At 72.3% G+C, this 20,718-nt stretch carries 19 protein-coding genes; 6 read left to right on the top strand and 13 right to left on the bottom strand.

The window, feature by feature from the left end; all coding sequences use genetic code 11:
- Nucleotides 1–10: 10 nt before the first annotated feature.
- Complete coding sequence (locus ACZ7H1_RS06415) at nucleotides 11–1,267, top strand: APC family permease (RefSeq protein ID WP_470784249.1); 1,257 nt, start codon at nucleotides 11–13, stop codon at nucleotides 1,265–1,267.
- Here ACZ7H1_RS06415 and ACZ7H1_RS06410 read toward each other — a convergent pair.
- From ACZ7H1_RS06410 to ACZ7H1_RS06350, 13 genes are all read right to left on the bottom strand, one after another.
- The gene (locus ACZ7H1_RS06410; protein ID WP_470784247.1) at nucleotides 1,233–1,787 is read right to left on the bottom strand and encodes an SMI1/KNR4 family protein; all 555 of its coding nucleotides are present in this window, start codon (nucleotides 1,785–1,787) and stop codon (nucleotides 1,233–1,235) included. The two genes, ACZ7H1_RS06415 and ACZ7H1_RS06410, sit on opposite strands and share 35 nt — an antisense overlap.
- 139 nt (nucleotides 1,788–1,926) lie before the next feature.
- A complete protein-coding gene (locus ACZ7H1_RS06405; RefSeq protein ID WP_365041111.1) occupies nucleotides 1,927–2,319 on the bottom strand; it encodes a YccF domain-containing protein in 393 nt (130 codons plus the stop codon).
- Nucleotides 2,320–2,329: 10 nt separating this feature from the next.
- Nucleotides 2,330–3,193 (bottom strand): zinc metalloprotease HtpX, encoded by an 864-nt coding sequence (gene htpX / locus ACZ7H1_RS06400; protein ID WP_470784245.1) that lies wholly within the window; start codon nucleotides 3,191–3,193, stop codon nucleotides 2,330–2,332.
- Nucleotides 3,194–3,425: 232 nt separating this feature from the next.
- Nucleotides 3,426–5,042 (bottom strand): NADH-quinone oxidoreductase subunit N, encoded by a 1,617-nt coding sequence (locus ACZ7H1_RS06395; protein ID WP_470784243.1) that lies wholly within the window; start codon nucleotides 5,040–5,042, stop codon nucleotides 3,426–3,428.
- On the bottom strand, nucleotides 5,039–6,652 hold the full coding sequence (locus ACZ7H1_RS06390) for a complex I subunit 4 family protein (protein WP_470784242.1): 1,614 nt from the start codon (nucleotides 6,650–6,652) through the stop codon (nucleotides 5,039–5,041). The genes ACZ7H1_RS06395 and ACZ7H1_RS06390 overlap by 4 nt, the downstream gene beginning before the upstream one ends.
- A 14-nt stretch (nucleotides 6,653–6,666) precedes the next feature.
- Nucleotides 6,667–8,574 (bottom strand): NADH-quinone oxidoreductase subunit 5 family protein, encoded by a 1,908-nt coding sequence (locus tag ACZ7H1_RS06385; protein WP_470784240.1) that lies wholly within the window; start codon nucleotides 8,572–8,574, stop codon nucleotides 6,667–6,669.
- The gene (gene nuoK / locus ACZ7H1_RS06380; protein ID WP_470784238.1) at nucleotides 8,571–8,951 is read right to left on the bottom strand and encodes an NADH-quinone oxidoreductase subunit NuoK; all 381 of its coding nucleotides are present in this window, start codon (nucleotides 8,949–8,951) and stop codon (nucleotides 8,571–8,573) included. Before nuoK ends, ACZ7H1_RS06385 begins: the two co-directional genes overlap by 4 nt.
- The gene (locus ACZ7H1_RS06375; protein ID WP_470784237.1) at nucleotides 8,951–9,544 is read right to left on the bottom strand and encodes an NADH-quinone oxidoreductase subunit J family protein; all 594 of its coding nucleotides are present in this window, start codon (nucleotides 9,542–9,544) and stop codon (nucleotides 8,951–8,953) included. The genes nuoK and ACZ7H1_RS06375 overlap by 1 nt, the downstream gene beginning before the upstream one ends.
- Nucleotides 9,541–10,152 (bottom strand): NuoI/complex I 23 kDa subunit family protein, encoded by a 612-nt coding sequence (locus ACZ7H1_RS06370; protein WP_470784448.1) that lies wholly within the window; start codon nucleotides 10,150–10,152, stop codon nucleotides 9,541–9,543. Before ACZ7H1_RS06370 ends, ACZ7H1_RS06375 begins: the two co-directional genes overlap by 4 nt.
- Nucleotides 10,149–11,117 (bottom strand): complex I subunit 1/NuoH family protein, encoded by a 969-nt coding sequence (locus ACZ7H1_RS06365; protein WP_470784236.1) that lies wholly within the window; start codon nucleotides 11,115–11,117, stop codon nucleotides 10,149–10,151. Before ACZ7H1_RS06365 ends, ACZ7H1_RS06370 begins: the two co-directional genes overlap by 4 nt.
- On the bottom strand, nucleotides 11,114–12,322 hold the full coding sequence (locus tag ACZ7H1_RS06360; protein ID WP_470784234.1) for an NADH-quinone oxidoreductase subunit C: 1,209 nt from the start codon (nucleotides 12,320–12,322) through the stop codon (nucleotides 11,114–11,116). The genes ACZ7H1_RS06365 and ACZ7H1_RS06360 overlap by 4 nt, the downstream gene beginning before the upstream one ends.
- Complete coding sequence (locus ACZ7H1_RS06355) at nucleotides 12,319–12,981, bottom strand: NADH-quinone oxidoreductase subunit B (RefSeq protein ID WP_470784232.1); 663 nt, start codon at nucleotides 12,979–12,981, stop codon at nucleotides 12,319–12,321. Before ACZ7H1_RS06355 ends, ACZ7H1_RS06360 begins: the two co-directional genes overlap by 4 nt.
- Complete coding sequence (locus ACZ7H1_RS06350) at nucleotides 12,972–13,382, bottom strand: NADH-quinone oxidoreductase subunit A (protein WP_470784230.1); 411 nt, start codon at nucleotides 13,380–13,382, stop codon at nucleotides 12,972–12,974. Before ACZ7H1_RS06350 ends, ACZ7H1_RS06355 begins: the two co-directional genes overlap by 10 nt.
- 148 nt (nucleotides 13,383–13,530) lie before the next feature.
- Here ACZ7H1_RS06350 and ACZ7H1_RS06345 point away from each other — a divergent pair, with 148 nt between their 5' ends.
- The 5 genes from ACZ7H1_RS06345 (at nucleotide 13,531) to ACZ7H1_RS06325 (ending at nucleotide 20,708) form a co-directional block, all read left to right on the top strand.
- The gene (locus ACZ7H1_RS06345; protein ID WP_470784228.1) at nucleotides 13,531–14,721 is read left to right on the top strand and encodes a sensor histidine kinase; all 1,191 of its coding nucleotides are present in this window, start codon (nucleotides 13,531–13,533) and stop codon (nucleotides 14,719–14,721) included.
- 692 nt (nucleotides 14,722–15,413) lie between these two features.
- A complete protein-coding gene (locus ACZ7H1_RS06340) occupies nucleotides 15,414–16,724 on the top strand; it encodes a sensor histidine kinase (protein ID WP_470784447.1) in 1,311 nt (436 codons plus the stop codon).
- A gap of 169 nt (nucleotides 16,725–16,893) precedes the next feature.
- Nucleotides 16,894–17,565, top strand: coding sequence for a response regulator transcription factor (locus ACZ7H1_RS06335; protein WP_470784227.1), 672 nt, complete (start codon nucleotides 16,894–16,896; stop codon nucleotides 17,563–17,565).
- Between the two features lie 139 nt (nucleotides 17,566–17,704).
- Nucleotides 17,705–19,648, top strand: coding sequence for a 2-oxoacid:acceptor oxidoreductase subunit alpha (locus ACZ7H1_RS06330; RefSeq protein ID WP_470784225.1), 1,944 nt, complete (start codon nucleotides 17,705–17,707; stop codon nucleotides 19,646–19,648).
- Entirely contained in the window at nucleotides 19,641–20,708 is a 1,068-nt protein-coding gene (locus tag ACZ7H1_RS06325) for a 2-oxoacid:ferredoxin oxidoreductase subunit beta (RefSeq protein WP_470784223.1), read from the top strand. The genes ACZ7H1_RS06330 and ACZ7H1_RS06325 overlap by 8 nt, the downstream gene beginning before the upstream one ends.
- Nucleotides 20,709–20,718 lie beyond the last annotated feature (10 nt).

Raw genomic sequence — 20,718 nt, 5'->3', positions numbered from 1 at the left:
GTCCGGTGCCGTGGAGCAACAGCTGAAGCGGGCGCTCGGGGTGTCCGATGCCGTGGTGATCGGGTTGGGGTCGATGGTGGGCGCGGGTATCTTCGCCGCGCTCGGGCCCGCGGCGCGGGCGGCCGGCGGCGGGCTGCTGCTGTCGCTCGCGCTGGCCGCCCTGGTGGCCTACTGCAACGCCTCGTCCTCGGCGCGCCTGGCCGTGCGGCACCCCGCCTCCGGCGGCACGTACGTCTACGGGCGGGAGCAGCTCGGCCCGTTCTGGGGGTATCTGGCCGGGTGGGCCTTCGTGGTCGGCAAGACCGCGTCGTGCGCGGCGATGGCGCTGACGGTCGGCGCGTACCTCTGGCCGGGGCAGGCGCCTGCCGTCGCGGTCGGGGCGGTGGTGGCGCTGACGGCCGTGAACTACGGCGGCGTGCAGAAGTCCGCACGGCTGACCCGGGTGATCGTGGCGGCGGTGCTGGCCGTGCTGGCGGCCGTCGTGGTGGTGTGCCTGGGCTCGGCCGCGTCGGATCCGGGCCGGCTGGGGCAGGGCGGCGGGGTGACGGCGGGCGGGCTGCTCCAGGGCGCCGGGCTGCTCTTCTTCGCCTTTGCGGGTTTCGCGCGGATCACCACCCTGGGCGAGGAGGTGCGCGATCCGCAGCGCACGATCCCGCGCGCGGTGCCGCTGGCCCTCGGGATCACACTGGCGGTGTACGTCGCGGTGGCCGTCGCCGTGCTGTCCGTCCTGGGCCCGGACGGACTGGCGTCGGCCACGGCCCCGCTGGCCGACGCGGTGCGGGCGGCGGGCGTTCCGGAGCTGGTGCCGGTGGTGCGGGTCGGCGCGGCGGTGGCCGCCCTCGGAGCGCTGCTCTCGCTGATCCTCGGGGTGTCCCGGACCACGCTGGCCATGGCGCGGGACGGCCATCTGCCCCGCCCGCTCGCGGCCGTGCACCCGCGCTTCCGGGTGCCCCACCGTGCGGAGCTCGCCGTGGGTGCGGTGGTGGCGGTGCTCGCGGCCACCGTGGACGTCCGCGGCGCGATCGGTTTCTCGTCCTTCGGGGTGTTGCTCTACTACGCGATCGCGAACGTCTCGGCGTGGACTCTGGGTTCGGTTTTCAAGGTGCGGGCCGTGGCGGCAGTGGGGCTGGCCGGCTGTGTCCTGCTCGCTCTGTCCCTGCCGCTTCGGTCGGTGGCGGCGGGGGCTGCGGTGGTGGGTCTGGGCGCGCTCGTCCACGGCGCCCGGCGCGTGTTCACACGCGGGACCGGAACTCCTCCCAGGGCGTGAACTGCGGCTCTGCGTCGTCCTCGGCGACGCCTCCGTCCTCGTCGTCCGCTTCCCCGGCGAACCAGGAGGTGCCGTCGAGCCAGCCCCTCAGCCAGTCGGCCAGGCCCGGGGCGTCGATGAACCAGGACAGGTCCGGATCTCCCAGGTTCGGGTCGAACAGCAGGACTTGGGCGGTGCCGGAGCGGCTGTCCACGCAGCTGTACATCCCGCAGCCCCAGCTGAGGAACGGCAGCACGCCCTCGGGCCAGCGCCACCCGGACCGGCGCATGTCGGCGTAGCTCCGGACCGCGGAGGCGGGGCCGCCGACGAGGGGCAGGAGGCCGGGCTGCGGACCGAAGTCCCCGTCCGCGACACGGATGTAGAGGCCGGCGAGGAGAGGCGGCAGCGGGAAACCGAGTATCGCCTCGGCGCGGGCGATGTCACCCCGCGCCAGGGGCGCCGGAAGCGGGCCGTCGAAGCCGTCGCGGCACGCGCGGGCCCGGTCGGCAACTTGCTCCAGCAACTGCTCGGTCTCGTCCATGCCCCCCATCGTGGAGCACCCCACTGACAATCGCCCTGACCTGCGGCTCCGTTGGCGTGGGCGGTTCCGTGAGCGTTGGCATGGACGCGGGTGGCGGCGTCCTCGGGCCCCGCGCCGAGCCCGTCGGACGCCGCCGGGGTCACCGGGAGGCGAACGGCGCGTCCGTGGGGACGATTTCGCGGCCCAGCGGGAGCAGCGAGATGGGGATCATCTTGAAGTTGGCGATGCCGAAGGGGATGCCGATGATCGTGATGCACAGGGCGATGCCCGTGACGATGTGCCCCAGGGCCAGCCACCAGCCGGCCAGGACCAGCCAGAGGACGTTGCCCACGCAGGAGGGGGCGCCGGCGTCACGGCGCTCGACCGTGGTGTAGCCGAACGGCCAGAGGGCGTAGAGGGCGATCCGGAACGCCGCGATGCCGAACGGGATGCCGATGATGGTGATGCAGAGGATGAGGCCTGCGAGGCAGTAGCCCAGGAACAGCCAGAAGCCGCTGAGCACGAGCCATATGACGTTCAGGATTGTCTTCATCGGTCCATCTTCACTGGTGACGGCCTGCCATCTGTTCGAGCCTGGCGATGCGTTCGGCCATGGGCGGGTGGGTCGAGAACATCCTGGAGAGCCCCCTGTCCGGGCGGAAGGGGTTCGCGATCATCATGTGGCTCGCGGTCTCCAGCCGGGGCTCGGGGGGCAGGGGAAGCTGTTTCGTGCCCGCGTCGAGCTTGCGCAGCGCGCTGGCCAGGGCGAGCGGGTCGCCGGTGAGCTGGGCCCCCGAGGCGTCCGCCTCGTACTCCCGCGAGCGGCTGATGGCCAGTTGGATGACCGAGGCGGCCAGCGGACCCAGGATCATGACGAGGAGCATGCCGATCAGACCCGGGCCCTCGTCGTCGTCGGACCGGCCGACCGGGATCAGCCAGGCGAAGTTGACCAGGAACATGATCACGGAGGCGAGCGCGCCGGCGACCGAGGAGATGAGGATGTCGCGGTTGTAGACGTGGCTCAGCTCGTGTCCGATCACGCCGCGCAGCTCGCGCTCGTCGAGGATGCGCAGGATGCCTTCCGTGCAGCACACGGCGGCGTTGCGCGGATTGCGGCCCGTGGCGAAGGCGTTCGGCGCCTCGGTCGGGGAGATGTACAGCCGCGGCATGGGCTGGCGGGCGGACGTGGAGAGCTCCCGCACCATGCGGTACAGCTCGGGGGCCTCGAACTCGCTGACCGGGCGGGCACGCATCGCGCGTAGAGCCAGCTTGTCGCTGTTCCAGTACGCGTAAGCGTTCGTCCCGAGCGCCACGAAGACCGCGACGATCAGGCCGGTCCTGCCGAACAGGCTGCCGATGACGATGATGAGTGCCGACAGTCCGCCGAGGAGTACGGCGGTCTTCAGCCCGTTGTGCCGGCGGTGCACGGTACGCCCTCCAAGTGGTGCGGCAGGGGAACCCTGGAGAGGGTCTACGTCCAAGTGGACCCTCCCTACCTGGTCAACGCCACGCGAGGACCGGTGGTTCCCGGCCGCCCGCCCACGGGCACGGGGCGGGGGCGGGACCGGCGGTTGGGCCGAACGGGCGACGCGTGCGTACCGGCGCGCAAGGGCGCGCACGGGGCGCAGCGGCACGCGCGCGGTCGGCCTGCCCGGCGGCCTACTGCGGGAAGAGGCTGCCCGCCGCGAAGCGCAGCACCAGCTGCGGGGCGCCCGAGAGGACCACGGCGACGACGGCGGTGAGGGCGATCGTCACGGTGACGGGCAGCGGCACCCGGGGGCGGACCGGCCCGGCGGTCGCGGCGCCGTCCGCCGACCCCGCCGGCTCCGCGGTCTCCGCCGCGCCCGGCGCCTCTGCCGCGTCCCCGGCGGGGGCCGGGCGGAAGAGGAGCGCCGTCCACTGCAGGTAGTAGTAGAGCGCCACGACGACGTTGACGGCCATGACGACGGCCAGCCAGCCGAGGCCCGCGTCCACGGCGGAGCGGAAGACCGCGACCTTGGCGAAGAGGCCGACGATGCCCGGCGGCAGGCCGGCGAGGCAGAGCAGGAAGAAGGCCAGCGAGAGGGCGGCGAGGGGCCGGCGTGCGTACAGCCCGCGGTAGTCGCTGATCCGGTTGAGCGGCGCGGTGCGGGCGACGAGCGCGGCCACGGCGAAGGCGCCGAGGTTCACGGCGCCGTACATGAGCGCGTAGGCGACGGTCGCGCCGATCTGGTCGCGGTCGGTGTACGCGGCCGCCGCGATCGGGACGAGCAGGTACCCGGCCTGGCCGACCGAGGACCAGGCGAGCAGCCGCACGGCGCTGTGGGCGCGGTCGGGGTCCTGGCGCAGCGCGGCGGCGTTCCCGAGGGTCATCGTGAGCGCGGCGAGGACGGCCAGCACGGGCCCCCAGATGTGGGAGTACGCGGGGAAGGCCAGCACCGTGACCAGGATCAGGCCGGTGAAGCCGACCGCCTTGCCGATCACCGACAGGAACGCGGCGATGGGCAGGGGGGCGCCGATGTACGTGTCCGGCACCCAGAAGTGGAAGGGGACGGCGGCCGTCTTGAAGGCGAAGCCGACGAGGGTGAGCGCGACGCCCGCCATGGCGAGGGTGTCGAGCTGTCCGGGCACGTCCTCCAGACCGTCGGCGATCCGGCTCAGGTGCAGGCTGCCGGTGGCGGCGTAGACGAAGCTGACGCCCAGCAGCGAGACGGCGGTGGCGGTGACGGACGACAGGAAGAACTTGAGCGCGGCCTCGGAGGAGAGCCGGTTCCCGCGGCGCATGCCCACGAGCGCGAAGGCGGGCAGCGAGGCGACTTCGAGGGCGACGATCAGGGTGGCCAGGTCGCGGGAGGCCGGCAGCAGGGCCGCGCCGGCCGCGGAGGAGAGCAGCAGGAACCAGTACTCGCCGGCGGGCAGCCGGGTGTCCTTGACCGCGGTGACCGACAGCAGCGCGGTCAGCAGCGCTCCGGCGAGCACCAGGAACTGCACGATCAGCGCGAAGTGGTCGGCGGCGTAGCTGCACGCGTCCGGTTCGCCGACCACGCAGAAGGTGGTGCGGTCGCCGTCGGTCAGCGGCAGCAGGGACAGCGTCGCGGCGGCGAGGCCGGCCACGGAGATCCAGCCCAGGAGGGCCTTCTTCCGCTCGGCCACGAAGAGGTCGGCGACGAGGACGACCAGGCCGACGACGGCGGCGATGGTCGGCGGCGCGATGGCGAGCCAGTCGATGTTCTGGACGAGGCTGGAGCCGGTGGACGCGGCCAGCACCGCGGTGTCGGAGGCGAGGGTCGCCGTCATGAGTTGCCTCCTGCGAGGAGCTTCTGCACGGCCGGGTCGGTGAGGCCGAGGAGGACCGCGGGCCACAGGCCGGCGAGGACGGTGAGCAGGACGAGCGGGGTCCAGGCGGCGAACTCGTAGCCGTGGACGTCGGCCAGCGGGGCGGGCAGGTCGTCCGGCCTGGCCTCCGGGTGGGCCTCCGGGTCGGCGGGCAGGTGCTCGCCCATGCACACCCGGCGCACGACGATCAGGAGGTACGCGGCGGTCAGGAGGGTGCCGATGCCGCCGATCACCATGAAGGTGAGGAAGGCGGGGCGGCTGAGGCCGGGGGCGGGGTCGAAGGCGCCGAAGAGGGCCAGCATCTCGCCCCAGAAGCCGGCGAGGCCGGGCAGTCCGAGCGAGGCGACGGCGGCGAAGGCGAGCAGGGCGCCGAGGCGGGGGGCGCGGCCGTAGAGGGCGGCGCCGGTGGCTCCGGCGAGGGTGTCGAGGTCGCTGGTGCCGTAGCGGTCCTTGAGCGCGCCGACCAGGAAGAAGAGCAGGCCGGTGATCAGGCCGTGGCCGATGTTGGCGAAGAGCGCGCCGTTGACGCCGGTGGGGGTCATTGTCGCGATGCCGAGCAGGACGAAGCCCATGTGGCCGACGGACGAGTACGCGATGAGGCGCTTGAGGTCGCCCTTGGAGCCCTTGCGGGCCAGCGCGAGGCAGGCGAGGGATCCGTAGATGATGCCGACGACGGCGAAGGCGGCCAGGTACGGCGCGAAGGTCGTCATGCCGCTGGGTGTGACCGGCAGCAGGATGCGCACGAAACCGTACGTGCCCATCTTCAGCAGCACGCCGGCGAGGAGTACGGAGCCGACGGTCGGGGCGGCGGTGTGGGCCGCGGGGAGCCAGCTGTGCAGGGGCCACATCGGGGTCTTCACGGCCAGGCCGATGCCGATGGCGAGGACGGCCAGGAGCTGGGTGGTGTGGGTCAGCCCGCGGCCGTTGTCAGTGGCCAGTGCCACCATGTCGAACGTGCCCGCGCTCAGGCCGATGAGCAGCAGGCCGAGCAGCATGACCACGGAACCGAGCAGCGTGTAGAGGATGAACTTCCAGGCGGCCGCGCGCCGCTGGTCACCGCCCCAGCGGGCGATGAGGAAGTACATCGGGATGAGGACCATCTCGAAGGCGAGGAAGAAGAGCAGCAGGTCGAGGACGGCGAAGGTCGCGAGGGTGCCGGACTCGAGGACGAGCAGCAGGGCGACGAAGGCCTTGGGGGACGGGCCTGCGGGGAGCTTGAAGTAGCTGTAGAGCGCGCAGAGGAAGAACAGCAGCGCGGTCATCAGGAGAAGGGGGAGCGAGATGCCGTCGACGCCGAGGTGGATCCGGACGTTCAGCGCCTGGATCCAGCTGATGTCGGTCGTCGCCTGGAAGCGGGCGGGGGCGTCGTGGTCGAAGCCGAGCGCCAGGGCGACGGCGGCGGCGAGGATCACGCCGGTGACGGTGACGCCGTGGCGCAGGACGGCCTGTTCGGGGCTGCGGCCCTTGAGCCCGGGCGGTGCCGGGAGCAGGGCCGCGGCGGCGCCGAGCAGGGGTGCGGCCACGATGAACGCCAGAAGGAACTGCATCACGGATGCGCTGATATCAATCACGGCTGACTCACGGCTCACGATCCGGCGTTGACGTTGGCAAGGACGGCGGCGGCGACCGCGAGGACCACGGAACCCGCGAGCAGGGCGCTCAGGTAGGTCTGCACGTTGCCCGTCTGGGCGCGGCGGACGAGCGTGCCGAGCAGCCGGGGGCCGGCTCCGGCTCCGCGTACGTACGTGTCGACGACCTCGCGGTCCAGGAAGCGGACCAGCGTGGCGGCGGCCTGTACGGGGCGGACGAACAGCGCGGCGTAGACGGCGTCGAGGTGGAAGCCGGTCGCGGCGTGCGCGTGCAGGGGGCCGAGGAGCAGCCGGCCGGGGTCGGCGGCGGCCGCGGGGGCCTCGGTGCGGGCGGCGTCGCGGGCGGCGCGCTGCCACAGGCCGTAGGTGAGGACCGCGCCGACGAGCGCGGCTCCGGTGCCGAGCAGGCTGGTGAGCAGGGTCGGGGTGAGCTCGTTGCCGTCGAACCAGCCGGGGAGCTCGCCGACGCCGAGTCCGAAGGCGAGGGTGGGGACGGCGAGCAGCCAGAGCACGCCGGTCATGGCGAAGGGCTGGCGGCCGTGGTCGGGGGCCTGCTCGCCGTGGCCGCGGAAGGCCATCAGCCACAGGCGGGTGGCGTAGGCGGCGGTGAGCAGGGCGGTCAGCACGCCGGCGACGAGGACGGTCCAGCCGGCGGCCGAGGGGGCGATGTCGGAGTGGCCGACGGCCGTCTGCTCGGCGGCGACTAGGACGGCTTCCTTGGAGAAGAAGCCGGCGAACGGCGGGAGCGCCGCGAGGGCGAGCAGCGCGATCGTCATGGTCCAGAAGGCGTCGGGGATGCGCTTGGCCAGGCCGTCCATGCGGGACATGGCGGCCAGGGAGTTCGTCCCCGCGGCGTGGATGATCACGCCGGCGCCGAGGAAGAGCAGCGCCTTGAAGAAGCCGTGGGACAGGAGGTGGAAGACGGCGGCACCGCGGTCGCCGACGGCCAGGGCTCCGGTCATGTAGCCGAGCTGGCCGACCGTGGAGTACGCGAGGACGCGCTTGATGTCGTCCTGCGCGAGGGCGGCGAGCGCCGAACCGACCATCGTCACGGCCGCCATGACGGCCATGACCACGAGGGCGGCCTGGGAGGCCGCGAAGACCGGGAGGAGACGGGCGATGAAGTAGACACCGGCGGCGACCATCGTCGCGGCGTGGATCAGTGCCGAGACCGGGGTCGGGCCCGCCATGGCGTCCGGGAGCCAGGTGTGCAGCGGGAACTGCGCGGACTTGCCCGCGACGCCGGCCAGGAGGAGCAGCGCGATCAGGGTCGGGTGGTCGAGGCCGCCCGCGGCCACGGCCCCGAGGATCTTGCTGATCCGGAAGGAGCCGGCGTCCGCGGCGAGCGCGAACATGCCGAACAGGAAGGGGACGTCACCGAGCTTGGTGACCAGGAAGGCCTTGAGGGAGGCGGAGCGGGCCGCCTCGGTCTCCCAGTAGTGGCCGACCAGGAAGTACGAGCAGATGCCCATGATCTCCCAGCCGACCAGCAGCACCATCAGGTCGCCGGAGTAGACGACGAGCAGCATGGCGGAGGTGAACAGTGAGACGAGAGCCGCGTAGGACGGGTAGCGCGGGTCCTCGCGCAGGTACGCCGTCGAGTAGAGCTGGACGCAGGTGGCGACGATGCCGACGAGGACCGCCACGAGGACCGCGAAGCCGTCCAGGTTGAGGGCTAGTTCGATCGGCACCGAGCCGGTGGGGGTCAGTTCCGTGGCGGCGTGGACGTCTTTGCCGTTGCCGACGCGTGCGGCGACGAGTACGGCGAGGACCGCGGCGGCCACGGTGGGCAGCACGGCCAGCGGGCGGACGAATCCGGGGGCCTTGCGGCCGAGCAGCAGTCCGGCCACCGCGCCCAGGAAGGGCAGCAGCGGGACGAGGACGGCGAGGGTCGTGGTGCTCACGCGGCGGCTCCGGTTGCGCGGGCGGCCTGGTCGGCGGGCTGGGTGCTTGCTGTGGTCGGTCCGGGCTCGTGGCCCTCGGCGGTGTCGCGCAGCCTGTCGATGTCCGCGGTGCCGCGGTTGCGGTAGACCATCAGCACGATCGCCATGCCGATGCCGATCTCGGCTGCCGCGATGGCGATGGTGAAGAGGGTGAGGGCCTGGCCGGCGTGCAGGGTGTCGCGCAGCCAGACGTCGAAGGCCACCAGGTTGAGGTTGACGGCGTTGAGCATCAGCTCGACGGACATCAGCACCAGGATGGCGTTGCGGCGGGCGAGTACTCCGTACAGGCCCGTGCAGAAGAGGAGCGCCGCGAGCACGGCGGGATAGGCGAGGTGCATCAGCGCTGCTCCTGACCGGTGCCGTCGGTGGCGGGGGTCTTGCGGGAGAGGACGATCGCGCCGACGAGGGCGGCCAGCAGCAGGACGGACAGCGCCTCGAAGGGCAGCACCCAGTGCCGGAACAGGAACTCGCCGGTGACCTTGGTGGAGCCCTGGGCCGGGCCGTCGAGGTCGATCCAGGTGGTGCGGAAGGCGTCGACGACCACCCAGACCAGGGCGCCGGCCGCGGCCACGGCGACGACGAGGGCCGACAGGCGGTTCCCCGAGTCGGCGTCGGGTGACCGTCCGATGGGGGCCTTGGTGAGCATCAGTCCGAAGAGGAGGAGGACGACCACGGAACCGACGTAGATCAGCACCTGCACCCAGGCGATGAACTCCGCCGTCAGGAGCAGGTACTCCACGGCGATCCCGCCGAGCGCCACGACCAGCCACAGCGCCGCGTGCACGAGCTGCTTGGTCGTGACGGTGACGAGGGCCGCGCCGAGGGTGGCGATGCCGACGAGCACGAAGGCGATCTCGACGCCGGTCGGGGAGAGGAAGCCGGGGCCGGTGGCGGAGCCGGCGGCTGATGCGGCAAGGGTGAGCGTGCTCATCGGTCGGCACCTCCCTCGGGGGCAGCGGGTCCGGACGGGTCGGTCGGCGCGTCGGGGGCGGCGGCCGCCTCGGCCTCGGCGGCAGCGGCGGCCTCCAGCTTCTCGACGGCCTTGCGGGCGGCGGCGAGCTCCTTCGGCTCCTCGGCGGCCGGGTCGAGTGCGGGCGGGGCCGGGACCGTCCACATCCACTCGCGCAGCTTGTCGCGCTCGTGGGTGAGTTCGTGGATGTCCGTCTCCGCGTACTCGAACTCCGGCGACCAGAAGAGTGCGTCGAAGGGGCACACCTCGATGCAGATGCCGCAGTACATGCAGAGGGAGAAGTCGATGGCGAACCGGTCGAGGACGTTGCGGCTGCGCTCACGGCCACCGGGGGCGGCGGCCGGGACCGTCTCCTTGTGGGAGTCGATGTAGATGCACCAGTCGGGGCACTCGCGCGCGCAGAGCATGCACACGGTGCAGTTCTCCTCGAACAGCCCGATGACGCCGCGGCTGCGCGGCGGCAGGTGGGGCTGGACGTCGGGGTACTGCGCCGTGTGGGACCGCTTGGTCATCGTGCGCAGGGTGACGGCGAGGCCCTTGGCCAGGCCGGATCCGGGGATGGGCATTATCCGATCGCCACCTTCACGATGCCGGTGAGCGCGATCTGAGCGAGCGCGAGCGGGATGAGTGTGGTCCAGGCGAGCTTCTGGAGCTGGTCCTCGCGCAGCCGCGGGTAGGTCACGCGGAGCCAGATCACGCCGAAGGCCAGGATGGCGACCTTGAGGAGGGTCCAGACCCAGCCGAGGCCGTCGCCGCCGAAGGGCCCGTGCCAGCCGCCGAGGAAGAGGACGGTCGTCAGGGCGCAGAGGACGACGATGCCGGCGTACTCGGCGAGGAGGAACAGCGCGAAGCGGAGACCGGTGTACTCGGTGTAGGCACCGAAGATGATCTCCGAGTCGGCGACGGGCATGTCGAAGGGGGGACGCTGGAGTTCGGCGAGGCCCGCGGTGAAGAAGACCAGGGCGCCGACGATCTGCCAGGGCAGCCACCACCACTCGAACGCCTCGACGATCCCGGGCAGGGAGACCGTGCCGGCGGCCATGGCGACCGAGGCGGCGGCGAGGAGCATGGGCAGCTCGTAGGCGAGCAGCTGGGCGGCGGTGCGCAGGCCGCCGAGCAGGGAGAACTTGTTCGCCGAGGCCCAGCCGGCCATGAGGCTGCCGAGCACGCCGATGCCCATGACGGCGAGGGCGAAGAACACGCCCGCGTCGACGACCTGTCCGACGGCGCCCTCGCCCCGGCCGATCGGGATCACGAGGATCACGAGGAGGTACGGGAGCAGCGCGACGGCGGGGGCGAGCTGGAAGATCCGCCGGTCGGCGTTGGCCGGGACGATGTCTTCCTTCTGCGCGAACTTGACGCCGTCGGCGACGAGCTGGGCCCAGCCGTGGAATCCGCCCGCGTACATGGGGCCGAGGCGGCCCTGCATGTGGGCCATGACCTTGTGCTCGGTCTGGCCGATGACGAGCGGCATCACGAGGAAGACCGCGAAGACGACGATCAGTCGCAGCGCGACGTCGAGGACGTCGTTCACGCGTCGCCTCCGGTGTCGGTTTCGGGATCGGTGGGGGTTCGGGGCGCGTCCGCATCGCCGCCGGCCGGCTTGTCGGCCTGCGGTTCGGCTGCGGTCCCGTTGTCCGGTGCCGCGCCGTCGGGCTGCGGCGCGGCGGACGGGGGCGCGGGCTCGTCGAACGCGGGACGGGCGTGGTGCCACGGGGCGTCCGGGCTGCGCGGGGTCCGCGGCGGAGCCGGGGGCTCGGCGGGTGCCGCCTTCGGCTCCGCCGGAGTCCCGGGTGCGGCCTGGCTCGCCGAGCCGTCCGCCGTCGTATGGGTGCGAGCCGGGGCAGCCGGGGGCTCGGCGGGTGCCGCCTTCGGCTCCGCCGGAGTCCCGGGTGCGGCCTGGCTCGCCGAGCCGTCCGCCGTCGTACGGGTGCGCCGCGGAGGGCGGGCCGCCGGGGTCTCGGAGGTCGCCGACGCCTCGGAGGCCGCCGGGGTCTCCGGGGCCGCCTGGCTTGCCGAGCCCTCCGCGACCGAGCGGGTGCGGCGGACCGGGGCGCCTTCGCCCGCTGCCGCGCGGGGGCGGCGGGCCGGGGCGCCCTCGGCGCCGGCCGCGCCTGCCGCCGCACGCGGAGTACGGGCCGGGCGGGCCGGGGCCGGCGGGAGCTGGCCCTTCATCGGGCCCCAGTCGTTGGGGTCGGGAACGCCCGGCGGGAGCATCTGCCGGCGCTTCGGGCCGCCGTGGTCCGCGCCCTCGCCCGGCTCCTTCGCCCCGGGCCACGCCTTGGCGACCCGCGCCGCCAGGACGAAGTCCTTGCGCAGCGGGTGGCCTTCGAAGCCCTCGGGAAGGAGGAGCGGGACCAGGTGCGGGTGGTCGGTGAAGACGACGCCGAACATCTCGTACGTCTCGCGCTCGTGCCAGGCCGCGCCCGCGTAGACGGCGACCGCGGACGGCAGCGAGGGGGCGGAGTGCGGGACCGTGGTCCGCAGCAGCAGGCGGCGGACGCGCCCCGACTCCAGCGCGACGACGTGCGCGCACACCCGGAATCCGGTGCCCGGCTCGTCGACCGCGCTCAGCCAGTCGAAGTAGGTGCAGCCCAGCTTGTCCCGGGCGATCTCCAGGGCCGCGATCCAGCTGCCGACCGGCACGTCGACGGTGAGGAGGTCGTAGGCCGACTCGGCCACGGCCTCGACGCCGAACACCTCGCCGGCGGCATCGGGAAGGGAGTCGTACAGGTTCACGCCCGCTCCTCCCCCTCGGCCGAGGCCGGAGCAGAGGCCGGAGCCGCATCAGGAGCGGACGCCGGAGGGGCCGGCGGGGTGACCAGTCCGCTGGTCAGAGCGGCCACCGAAGGACGCGCCGAGCTGTAGCGCTCGTCGAGCGACTCCCGGGCGATCTTCTCCTGGAGCTTGAGGATTCCCTGCAGGAGGGCCTCGGGGCGGGGCGGACAGCCCGGCACGTAGACGTCGACCGGGATGATCTGGTCCACGCCCTTCGTGACGGAGTACGAGTCCCAGTACGGGCCGCCGCAGTTGGAGCAGGCGCCGAAGGAGATCACGTACTTCGGCTCGGGCATCTGCTCGTACAGCCGCTTCACGGCCGGGGCCATCTTGTCCGTCACCGTGCCGGAGACGATCATCAGGTCGGCCTGGCGCGGGCCCGGCGCGAAGGGGATCACGCCCAGGCGGATGAAGTCGTGCCGCGCCATCGAGGCCGCGATGAACTCGATCGCGCAGCAGGCCAGGCCGAAGTTGAAGACCCACAGGCTGTAGCGGCGGCCCCAGTTGAGGACCACCTTCATCGGCTCCGGGGCCAGACGGGCGAGCGCCCCCAGCCGCTTGGGCTCCGGGAGCAGCTCGGGGGCGGAATTCCCGCTCGTAGACGGGCTGGTCACGTCCATTCGAGGACGCCCTTCTTCCATGCGTAGAGCAGGCCGACGGCCAGGAAGCCCAGGAAGATGAACATCTCCACCAGGGTCGTGGCGCCGTATCCGGCGGCGGCGAACACGGTCGCCCACGGGAACAGGAAGATCGAGTCGACGGCGAAGATGACGTAGAGGAACGCGTAGACGTAGTAGCGGACCTGGGTGTGCGCCCAGCCCTCGCCGACGGGGTCCACACCGCATTCGTACGTCAGCAGCTTCTCGGGAGTCGGCACCACGGGCCGCAGCAGCCGGCCGGCGCCGAAGGCCACGGCGACGAACAGCACGCCGATCACTGCGAGCAGCCCGACGACCGAATAACTCCGGAAGTAATCGGCTGCGAGCACTGTGACGGTCGAAACCGTCGGGTCGTTCGGCACGTCCGTTCCTCGCTCCCTGGCCGCTGTCCACGATCTGTTACGGACGGGAGTCTAGGGGGTGTCCCAGACGGGGTGGGGTTATCCCCCGTTCACGCTGCCCCGGCCACCCCATGGCATGACCGGGGCAACGCACGGCAGGCTGTCCGGCATGACCGTGACCAGCCTCGCTCCCGACGACTCCGCCATCGACGACCGGCCACCCGCCGTACGCCCCGTGTACGCGGCGGCCACGTGCAAGGAGATCGCGCACCTCCTCGTCAATCTGCCGATGTCGATCAGCGGATTTGTTTACGTAGTTGTCATGATCGGCGTCGCGAGCGGTCTGTCCGTGACCGCGATCGGGCTGCCCCTGCTCGCACTCGGGCTGTTGGGGTCCCGCCAGCTGGGCAAGCTGGAACGGGGCCGGGCCCGGCTGCTGCTGGGGGTCCGCGTCGACGAGCCGACGCCGATTCCGGCGCGCGGCGGCTTCGGCGGCTTTTTCCCCTGGCTGTGGACGAGCCTGAAGGACCCGGTGGCCTGGCGGACGGTGCTGTACGACGCGGTGCGGCTGCCGTGGGGGGTGCTCACCTTCACCACGGTCACCGTCGGCATCTTCGTCGCCTGGCCGGTGCTGCCGTACGTGGTGCGCGCGATGGCGAACGTCGACCGGGCGATGGTCCGCGCGCTGCTGTCGCCGTCGGACGAGCTGGAACGGCGGATCGCGGAGCTGGAGTCGGACCGCGGGGTCGTGGTCGACACCGCCGCCGCCGACCTGCGGCGGATCGAGCGCGACCTGCACGACGGCGCGCAGGCCCGGCTGGTGGCCCTCGCGATGGGGCTGGGCCTGGCGAAGGAGAAGCTGCTGGAAGACCCGGACGCGGCGGCGGCGATGGTGGACGAGGCGCACGGCGAGGTGAAGCTGGCGCTTCAGGAACTGCGGGACCTGGCCCGCGGGATCCACCCGGCGGTGCTGACGGACCGCGGGCTGGACGCCGCGCTGTCGGCGGTCGCGTCGCGGTGCGTGGTGCCGGGCGGGGTGAAGGTGCTGGTGGACATGCCGACGCGGCCGGCGGAGGCGATCGAGGGGATCGCGTACTTCACGGTCTCGGAGCTGCTGCAGAACGTCAGCAAGCACGCGCAGGCCAGGAGTGCGTCCGTGGAGGTCTGGCGGTCGGGCGACCGGCTGCTGATCCGGGTCGCGGACGACGGGAAGGGGGGCGCGCGGACGGGGCGCGGGACCGGGCTGGCGGGGCTCGCGGAGCGGTTGGGGGCGGTGGACGGGGTGTTCGTCGTCGACTCGCCGGAGGGGGGCGGGACGGTGGTGACGGCGGAGCTGCCGTGGCGGGGGCGGGCCGCGTGACCCGTCCCGGGCCCCGACCGGACCCGGCGTCCCCGGATCCTGACCTGTCCCGGCGTCCCCGGATCCTGACCTCCCCCGGGCCCCGACCCGTCCCGGCGTTCCCGGGGCGGCTCCGGGGCCCGTTTGCGTGCGGCCTCCGTGCCGGTCCGTGCCGGTGCGGGACCGTGGGGGCGGGTTTTGTACGTCGTATCGCTCGGCGGGGCCCGAGGGTGGGGCGCGTCGGGGTCGGTGCGGGGGTGCGCCGGGGTGGGCGGGGTCGGGCCCTGCGGGGCGTTTCCCCCACCCCGCCCCTTCCCGAAACCGCGTGGCGACGCGGACCGCCCGGGGCTGCGCCCCGGACCCGCCGGGTGCACGGGCTGCGCCCGGCACCCGTTTCGGGGGCTCCGCCCCCCGGCGGCCCCACCCCGGGGCTCCGCCCCGGACCCCGCGCCTCAAACGCCGGCGGGGCTGGGGATTGGCCGGGGTCACCTGCGGGGCTGGGGATTGGCCGAGGTCACCGGCGGGGCTGGGGATTGGCCGAGGTCACCGGCGGGGCTGGGGATTGGCCGAGGTCACCGGCGGGGCTGACGAAGCCCAGGGGTGGGGTTAACCCCACGGTGGGACACCTACTCGCTCCATGGTTGCCGGGGGCGGCGGGCGGGAGGGTGGTGGGGTAGGTGGGAGAGCAGCTGAGCAGAACGGACGTACGGACCATGGGCAGCAGTCAGGGCGGGATCATCCATCGGCTTCCTCCGGTGCTGCGGGCTCCGGTCGAGGCGCGGACCTGGCGGGAGTTCGGGCACCTGATGCTCGGGCTGCCGCTGAGCACCTTCTACTTCTGCCTCGCGATCACCGCCATCAGTGCCGGGGCCGGGCTGCTCGTGACCTTCCTCGGGATTCCGGTGCTCGCCGCCGGGCTGGCCATGTGCCGCGGGTTCGGGGCGATCGAGCGGGCGCGGGCCCGGGGGCTGCTGGGGGCCCGGATCGACGAGCCCGAGCCGGTGCGGCCGCGCAAGGGGGGTGCCCTCGCCTGGATGGGCGCGATGCTCAAGAGCGGGGTGTCCTGGCGGCACATGCTCTACAGCGTCATCCACTTCCCGTGGGCGGTGTTCACCTTCTCGGTGTCGCTGACCTTCGTGGCCGTCGGCTGGTCGCTGCTGCTGTACCCGGCGTGGTTCTGGGTCTTCCCCGCGTTCACCGACCAGCCGGGGCTCCAGCTGTTCCAGAACGGCGACTACACCTTCTACCTCGACGCCCCCGTCCTGGTCGCCCTGGCCTGCGGGCTCGGCCTGCTGTTCGTCCTGGCCGCCACTTGGCTGGTGCGGGGGTTCGCGGCGGCCGACCGGATGCTGATCGGCGGTCTGCTCGGCCCGTCCCGGCTGGCCACCCGCGTGACCGAGCTGGAGTCGGACCGCGGGGTCGTGGTGGACACGGCCGCCGCCGACCTGCGGCGGATCGAGCGCGACCTGCACGACGGCGCGCAGGCCCGGCTCGTGGCCCTCGCGATGGACCTGGGCCTGGCGAAGGAGAAGCTGGCCGAGGACCCGCAGGCCGCGGCCCGCATGGTCGACGAGGCGCACGGCGAAGTGAAGATCGCCCTCCAGGAGCTGCGGGACCTGGCCCGCGGGATCCACCCGGCGGTGCTGACGGACCGCGGGCTGGACGCCGCACTGTCGGCCGTCGCGTCCCGCTGCACGGTGCCCGGCGGGGTGCGGGTCTCGGTGGACCTGCCGACGCGGCCCGCGCCCGCGATCGAGGGGATCGCGTACTTCACGGTCTCCGAGCTGCTGCAGAACATCAGCAAGCACGCGCAGGCCAGGACCGCGACCATCGAGGTCTGGCGGTCGGGCGACCGGCTGCTGATCCAGGTCGCCGACGACGGCCTCGGCGGCGCGTCCGCCACCGCGGGCAGCGGGCTCGCCGGGCTGTCGGAACGGCTCGGCGCCGTGGACGGGGTGCTGGTCCTGGACTCCCCGCGCGGTGGCGGGACCGTGGTGACCGCCGAGCTTCCCTGGCGCGGCTAGCCGCCCGCGGGCCACCCGGTCCGCGCCCCTGGGAGGCGCCCCCGCACCGGTGACCGGATCCCGTCCCCTCGGGAAACACCCCTTCGGTCGACCTTGCCTCCGCCCGCGCTCAAGACTGGGATGCTTGGCTCTGCCAGGTACAGGACGAGCGAATGCGGGGCGCGGAATCGTGGAGGACAGGGTACGGGTGGTCATCGCCGAGGATTCAGTGCTGCTCCGAGAGGGCCTGACCCGGCTGCTGACCGACCGCGGACACGACGTCGTCGCAGGCGTCGGGGACGCGGAAGCCCTGATGAAGACGATCGCGGACCTCGCGGCGGAGAGCGCGCTGCCGGACGTGGTCGTGGCGGACGTGCGGATGCCGCCCACGCACACCGACGAAGGCGTGCGGGCCGCGGTACGGCTGCGCGCCGAGCACCCCGGCATAGGTGTGCTCGTGCTGTCCCAGTACGTGGAGGAGCAGTACGCCACCGAGCTGCTGGCCGGATCCAGCACCGGTGTGGGGTACCTGCTCAAGGACCGGGTGGCCGATGTGCGCGAGTTCGTCGACGCCGTGGTCCGGGTGGCCAGGGGCGGGACCGCGCTCGACCCCGAGGTCGTCGCCCAGCTGCTGGGCCGCAGCCGCAAGCAGGACGTGCTGGCGGGGCTGACGCCCCGGGAGCGCGAGGTCCTGGGGCTGATGGCCGAGGGGCGGACGAACTCCGCGGTCGCCAAGCAGCTGGTCGTCAGCGACGGCGCGGTCGAGAAGCACGTCAGCAACATCTTCATGAAGCTCGGGCTCTCGCCCAGTGACGGGGATCACCGGCGGGTCCTGGCCGTCCTCACCTATCTGAACTCTTGATCCACTGACACTCTGTCAGGCACTGCCGATCGGAAACGTCTCAAAGTAGCGTCCAGAATATGAGCACCCCGGGGAAGGGCACCCGTACGGTCGTAGGGTGGGCCTGGGGGCGCCTACGCCTCGAAGGAGGTCCAGTTCAGTGACCAGCCAGGTCAGTAGCCCAGCCGAACAGGCCGACGGGGCCGCGGGGGCTGTCGTTGGTGAACAGCGCACGCCCGTGGCCTCCGGAGAGAAGGAAGTACGCCGCCTCGACCGGGTGATCATCCGCTTCGCGGGCGACTCCGGTGACGGCATGCAGCTCACCGGTGACAGGTTCACCTCGGAGACCGCGTCGTTCGGCAACGACCTCTCCACGCTGCCGAACTTCCCCGCCGAGATCCGCGCACCCGCCGGCACCCTGCCGGGCGTCTCCTCCTTCCAGCTGCACTTCGCCGACCACGACATCCTCACGCCGGGCGACGCACCGAACGTCCTGGTGGCGATGAATCCGGCCGCGCTGAAGGCCAACATCGCCGACGTGCCGCGCGGCGCGGAGATCATCGTCAACACCGACGAGTTCACCAAGCGGCCGATGGCCAAGGTGGGCTACGAGGTCTCGCCGCTGGAGGACGGCTCGCTGGACGCGTACAACGTCCACCCGGTGCCGCTGACCACGCTGACCGTCGAGGCGCTCAAGGACTACGGCCTGTCCCGCAAGGAGGCCGAGCGCAGCAAGAACATGTTCGCGCTGGGCCTGCTGAGCTGGATGTACCACCGGCCGACCGAGGGCACCGAGGCGTTCCTGCGGGCGAAGTTCGCGAAGAAGCCGCAGATCGCCGAGGCGAACGTCGCCGCCTTCCGGGCGGGCTGGAACTTCGGCGAGACCACCGAGGACTTCGCGGTGTCGTACGAGGTCGCACCCGCGACCCGGGCGTTCCCGACCGGCACCTACCGGAACATCTCCGGGAACCTCGCCCTGTCCTACGGCCTTATCGCGGCCGGCCGGCAGGCGGATCTGCCGCTCTACCTGGGCTCTTACCCGATCACCCCGGCTTCGGACATCCTGCACGAGCTGTCGAAGCACAAGAACTTCGGCGTGCGGACCTTCCAGGCCGAGGACGAGATCGCCGGTATCGGCGCGGCGCTCGGCGCGGCGTTCGGCGGCGCGCTCGCGGTCACGACCACGTCCGGGCCGGGCGTGGCCCTGAAGTCGGAGACCATCGGCCTGGCGGTCTCGCTGGAGCTCCCGCTGCTGATCGTGGACATCCAGCGCGGCGGCCCCTCGACGGGCCTGCCGACCAAGACCGAGCAGGCCGACCTGCTCCAGGCGATGTACGGGCGCAACGGCGAGGCACCGGTCCCGGTGGTCGCCCCGCGGACCCCGGCGGACTGCTTCGACGCGGCCCTGGACGCGGCCCGGATCGCCCTGACGTACCGGACGCCGGTGTTCCTGCTGTCCGACGGCTACCTGGCCAACGGCTCCGAGCCGTGGCGGATCCCGGATTTGGACGACCTCCCCGACCTGCGGGTTCAGTTCGCCACCGGCCCGAACCACGAGCTGGCGGACGGCACCGAGGTCTTCTGGCCGTACAAGCGCGACCCGCAGACCCTGGCCCGCCCCTGGGCGGTGCCGGGCACCCCGGGGCTGGAGCACCGGATCGGCGGGATCGAGAAGCAGGACGGCACGGGCAACATCTCGTACGACCCGGCGAACCACGACTTCATGGTCCGCACCCGCCAGGCCAAGATCGACGGCATCGAGGTGCCGGACCTGGCCGTGGACGACCCGGACGGCGCGAAGACCCTGGTCATCGGCTGGGGCTCGACCTACGGGCCGATCACCGCGGCCGTACGCCGGCTGCGGCTCGCCGGGGTCCCCATCGCGCAGGCCCACCTGCGCCACCTGAACCCCTTCCCGCGGAATCTGGGTGAGGTCCTCAGGCGTTACGACAAGGTAGTGGTGCCGGAAATGAACCTCGGCCAGCTCGCCACCCTGATCAGGGCGAAGTACCTGGTCGACGCACAGTCGTACAACCAGGTGAACGGCATGCCGTTCAAGGCGGAGCAGCTCGCGACGGTTCTCAAGGAGGCCATCAATGACTGAGGTGACCGAGGCGCCCACCCTGCTGTCCCTGGTGCCCAAGGCCGAGGCCAGGCAGTCCATGAAGGACTTCAAGTCGGACCAGGAGGTCCGCTGGTGCCCGGGCTGCGGTGACTACGCCGTGCTCGCCGCCGTGCAGGGCTTCATGCCCGAGCTCGGGCTGGCGAAGGAGAACATCGTCTTCGTCTCCGGCATCGGCTGCTCCTCCCGCTTCCCGTACTACATGAACACCTACGGGATGCACTCGATCCACGGCCGCGCCCCCGCCATCGCCACGGGCCTGGCGTCCTCGCGCCGGGATCTGAGCGTATGGGTGGTCACCGGTGACGGTGACGCACTGTCCATCGGCGGCAACCACCTGATCCACGCCCTGCGGCGGAACGTCAACCTCAAGATCCTGCTGTTCAACAACCGGATCTACGGGCTGACCAAGGGCCAGTACTCGCCGACCTCCGAGGTCGGCAAGCTCACCAAGTCCTCCCCGATGGGCTCCCTCGACGCGCCCTTCAACCCGGTGTCCCTCGCCATCGGGGCCGAGGCCTCCTTCGTCGCCCGGACCGTGGACTCCGACCGCAAGCACCTCACCGAGGTGCTGCGGCAGGCCGCCGACCACCAGGGCACGGCGCTGGTGGAGATCTACCAGAACTGCAACATCTTCAACGACGGCGCGTTCGAGGTCCTCAAGGACAGCGAGCAGGCCCAGGAAGCCGTGATCCGCCTCGAGCACGGCAAGCCGATCCGCTTCGGCATCGACGGCCACAAGGGCGTCGTCCGCGACCCGGCCACCGGCGACCTGAAGGTCGTCCAGGTCACCCCCGACAACCAGTCGCAGATCGTCGTCCACGACGCGTACAGCGCCAGCCCCACCCAGGCCTTCGCGCTCTCCCGCCTCGCCGACCCGGACACCCTGCACCACACGCCCATCGGCGTGTTCCGCAGCACGCGGCGCCCGGTCTACGACACGCAGATGGCGGAGCAGCTCGACACCGCCATCGAGCAGAACGGCAAGGGCGACCTGGGCCGGCTGCTCGCGGGCAACGACACCTGGACCGTCGTCGGCTAGGCGGCACCCC

Source organism: Streptomyces sp. NPDC037401, assembly GCF_055602345.1.
The sequence above is the reverse complement of the archived record's forward strand: the minus strand, read 5'-3'. Positions and strand labels throughout refer to the sequence as shown.

Bases quoted from the DNA above. Each gene is read 5' to 3' on its own strand.
- ACZ7H1_RS06410 (WP_470784247.1), bottom strand. From the start codon at position 1,787: ATGGACGAGACCGAGCAGTTGCTGGAGCAAGTTGCCGACCGGGCCCGC.
- ACZ7H1_RS06405 (WP_365041111.1), bottom strand. From the start codon at position 2,319: ATGAAGACAATCCTGAACGTCATATGGCTCGTGCTCAGCGGCTTCTGG.
- ACZ7H1_RS06395 (WP_470784243.1), bottom strand. From the start codon at position 5,042: ATGACGGCGACCCTCGCCTCCGACACCGCGGTGCTGGCCGCGTCCACC.
- nuoK (WP_470784238.1), bottom strand. From the start codon at position 8,951: ATGCACCTCGCCTATCCCGCCGTGCTCGCGGCGCTCCTCTTCTGCACG.
- ACZ7H1_RS06375 (WP_470784237.1), bottom strand. From the start codon at position 9,544: ATGAGCACGCTCACCCTTGCCGCATCAGCCGCCGGCTCCGCCACCGGC.
- ACZ7H1_RS06355 (WP_470784232.1), bottom strand. From the start codon at position 12,981: ATGGACGTGACCAGCCCGTCTACGAGCGGGAATTCCGCCCCCGAGCTG.
- ACZ7H1_RS06345 (WP_470784228.1), top strand. From the start codon at position 13,531: ATGACCGTGACCAGCCTCGCTCCCGACGACTCCGCCATCGACGACCGG.
- ACZ7H1_RS06340 (WP_470784447.1), top strand. From the start codon at position 15,414: ATGGGCAGCAGTCAGGGCGGGATCATCCATCGGCTTCCTCCGGTGCTG.
- ACZ7H1_RS06325 (WP_470784223.1), top strand. From the start codon at position 19,641: ATGACTGAGGTGACCGAGGCGCCCACCCTGCTGTCCCTGGTGCCCAAG.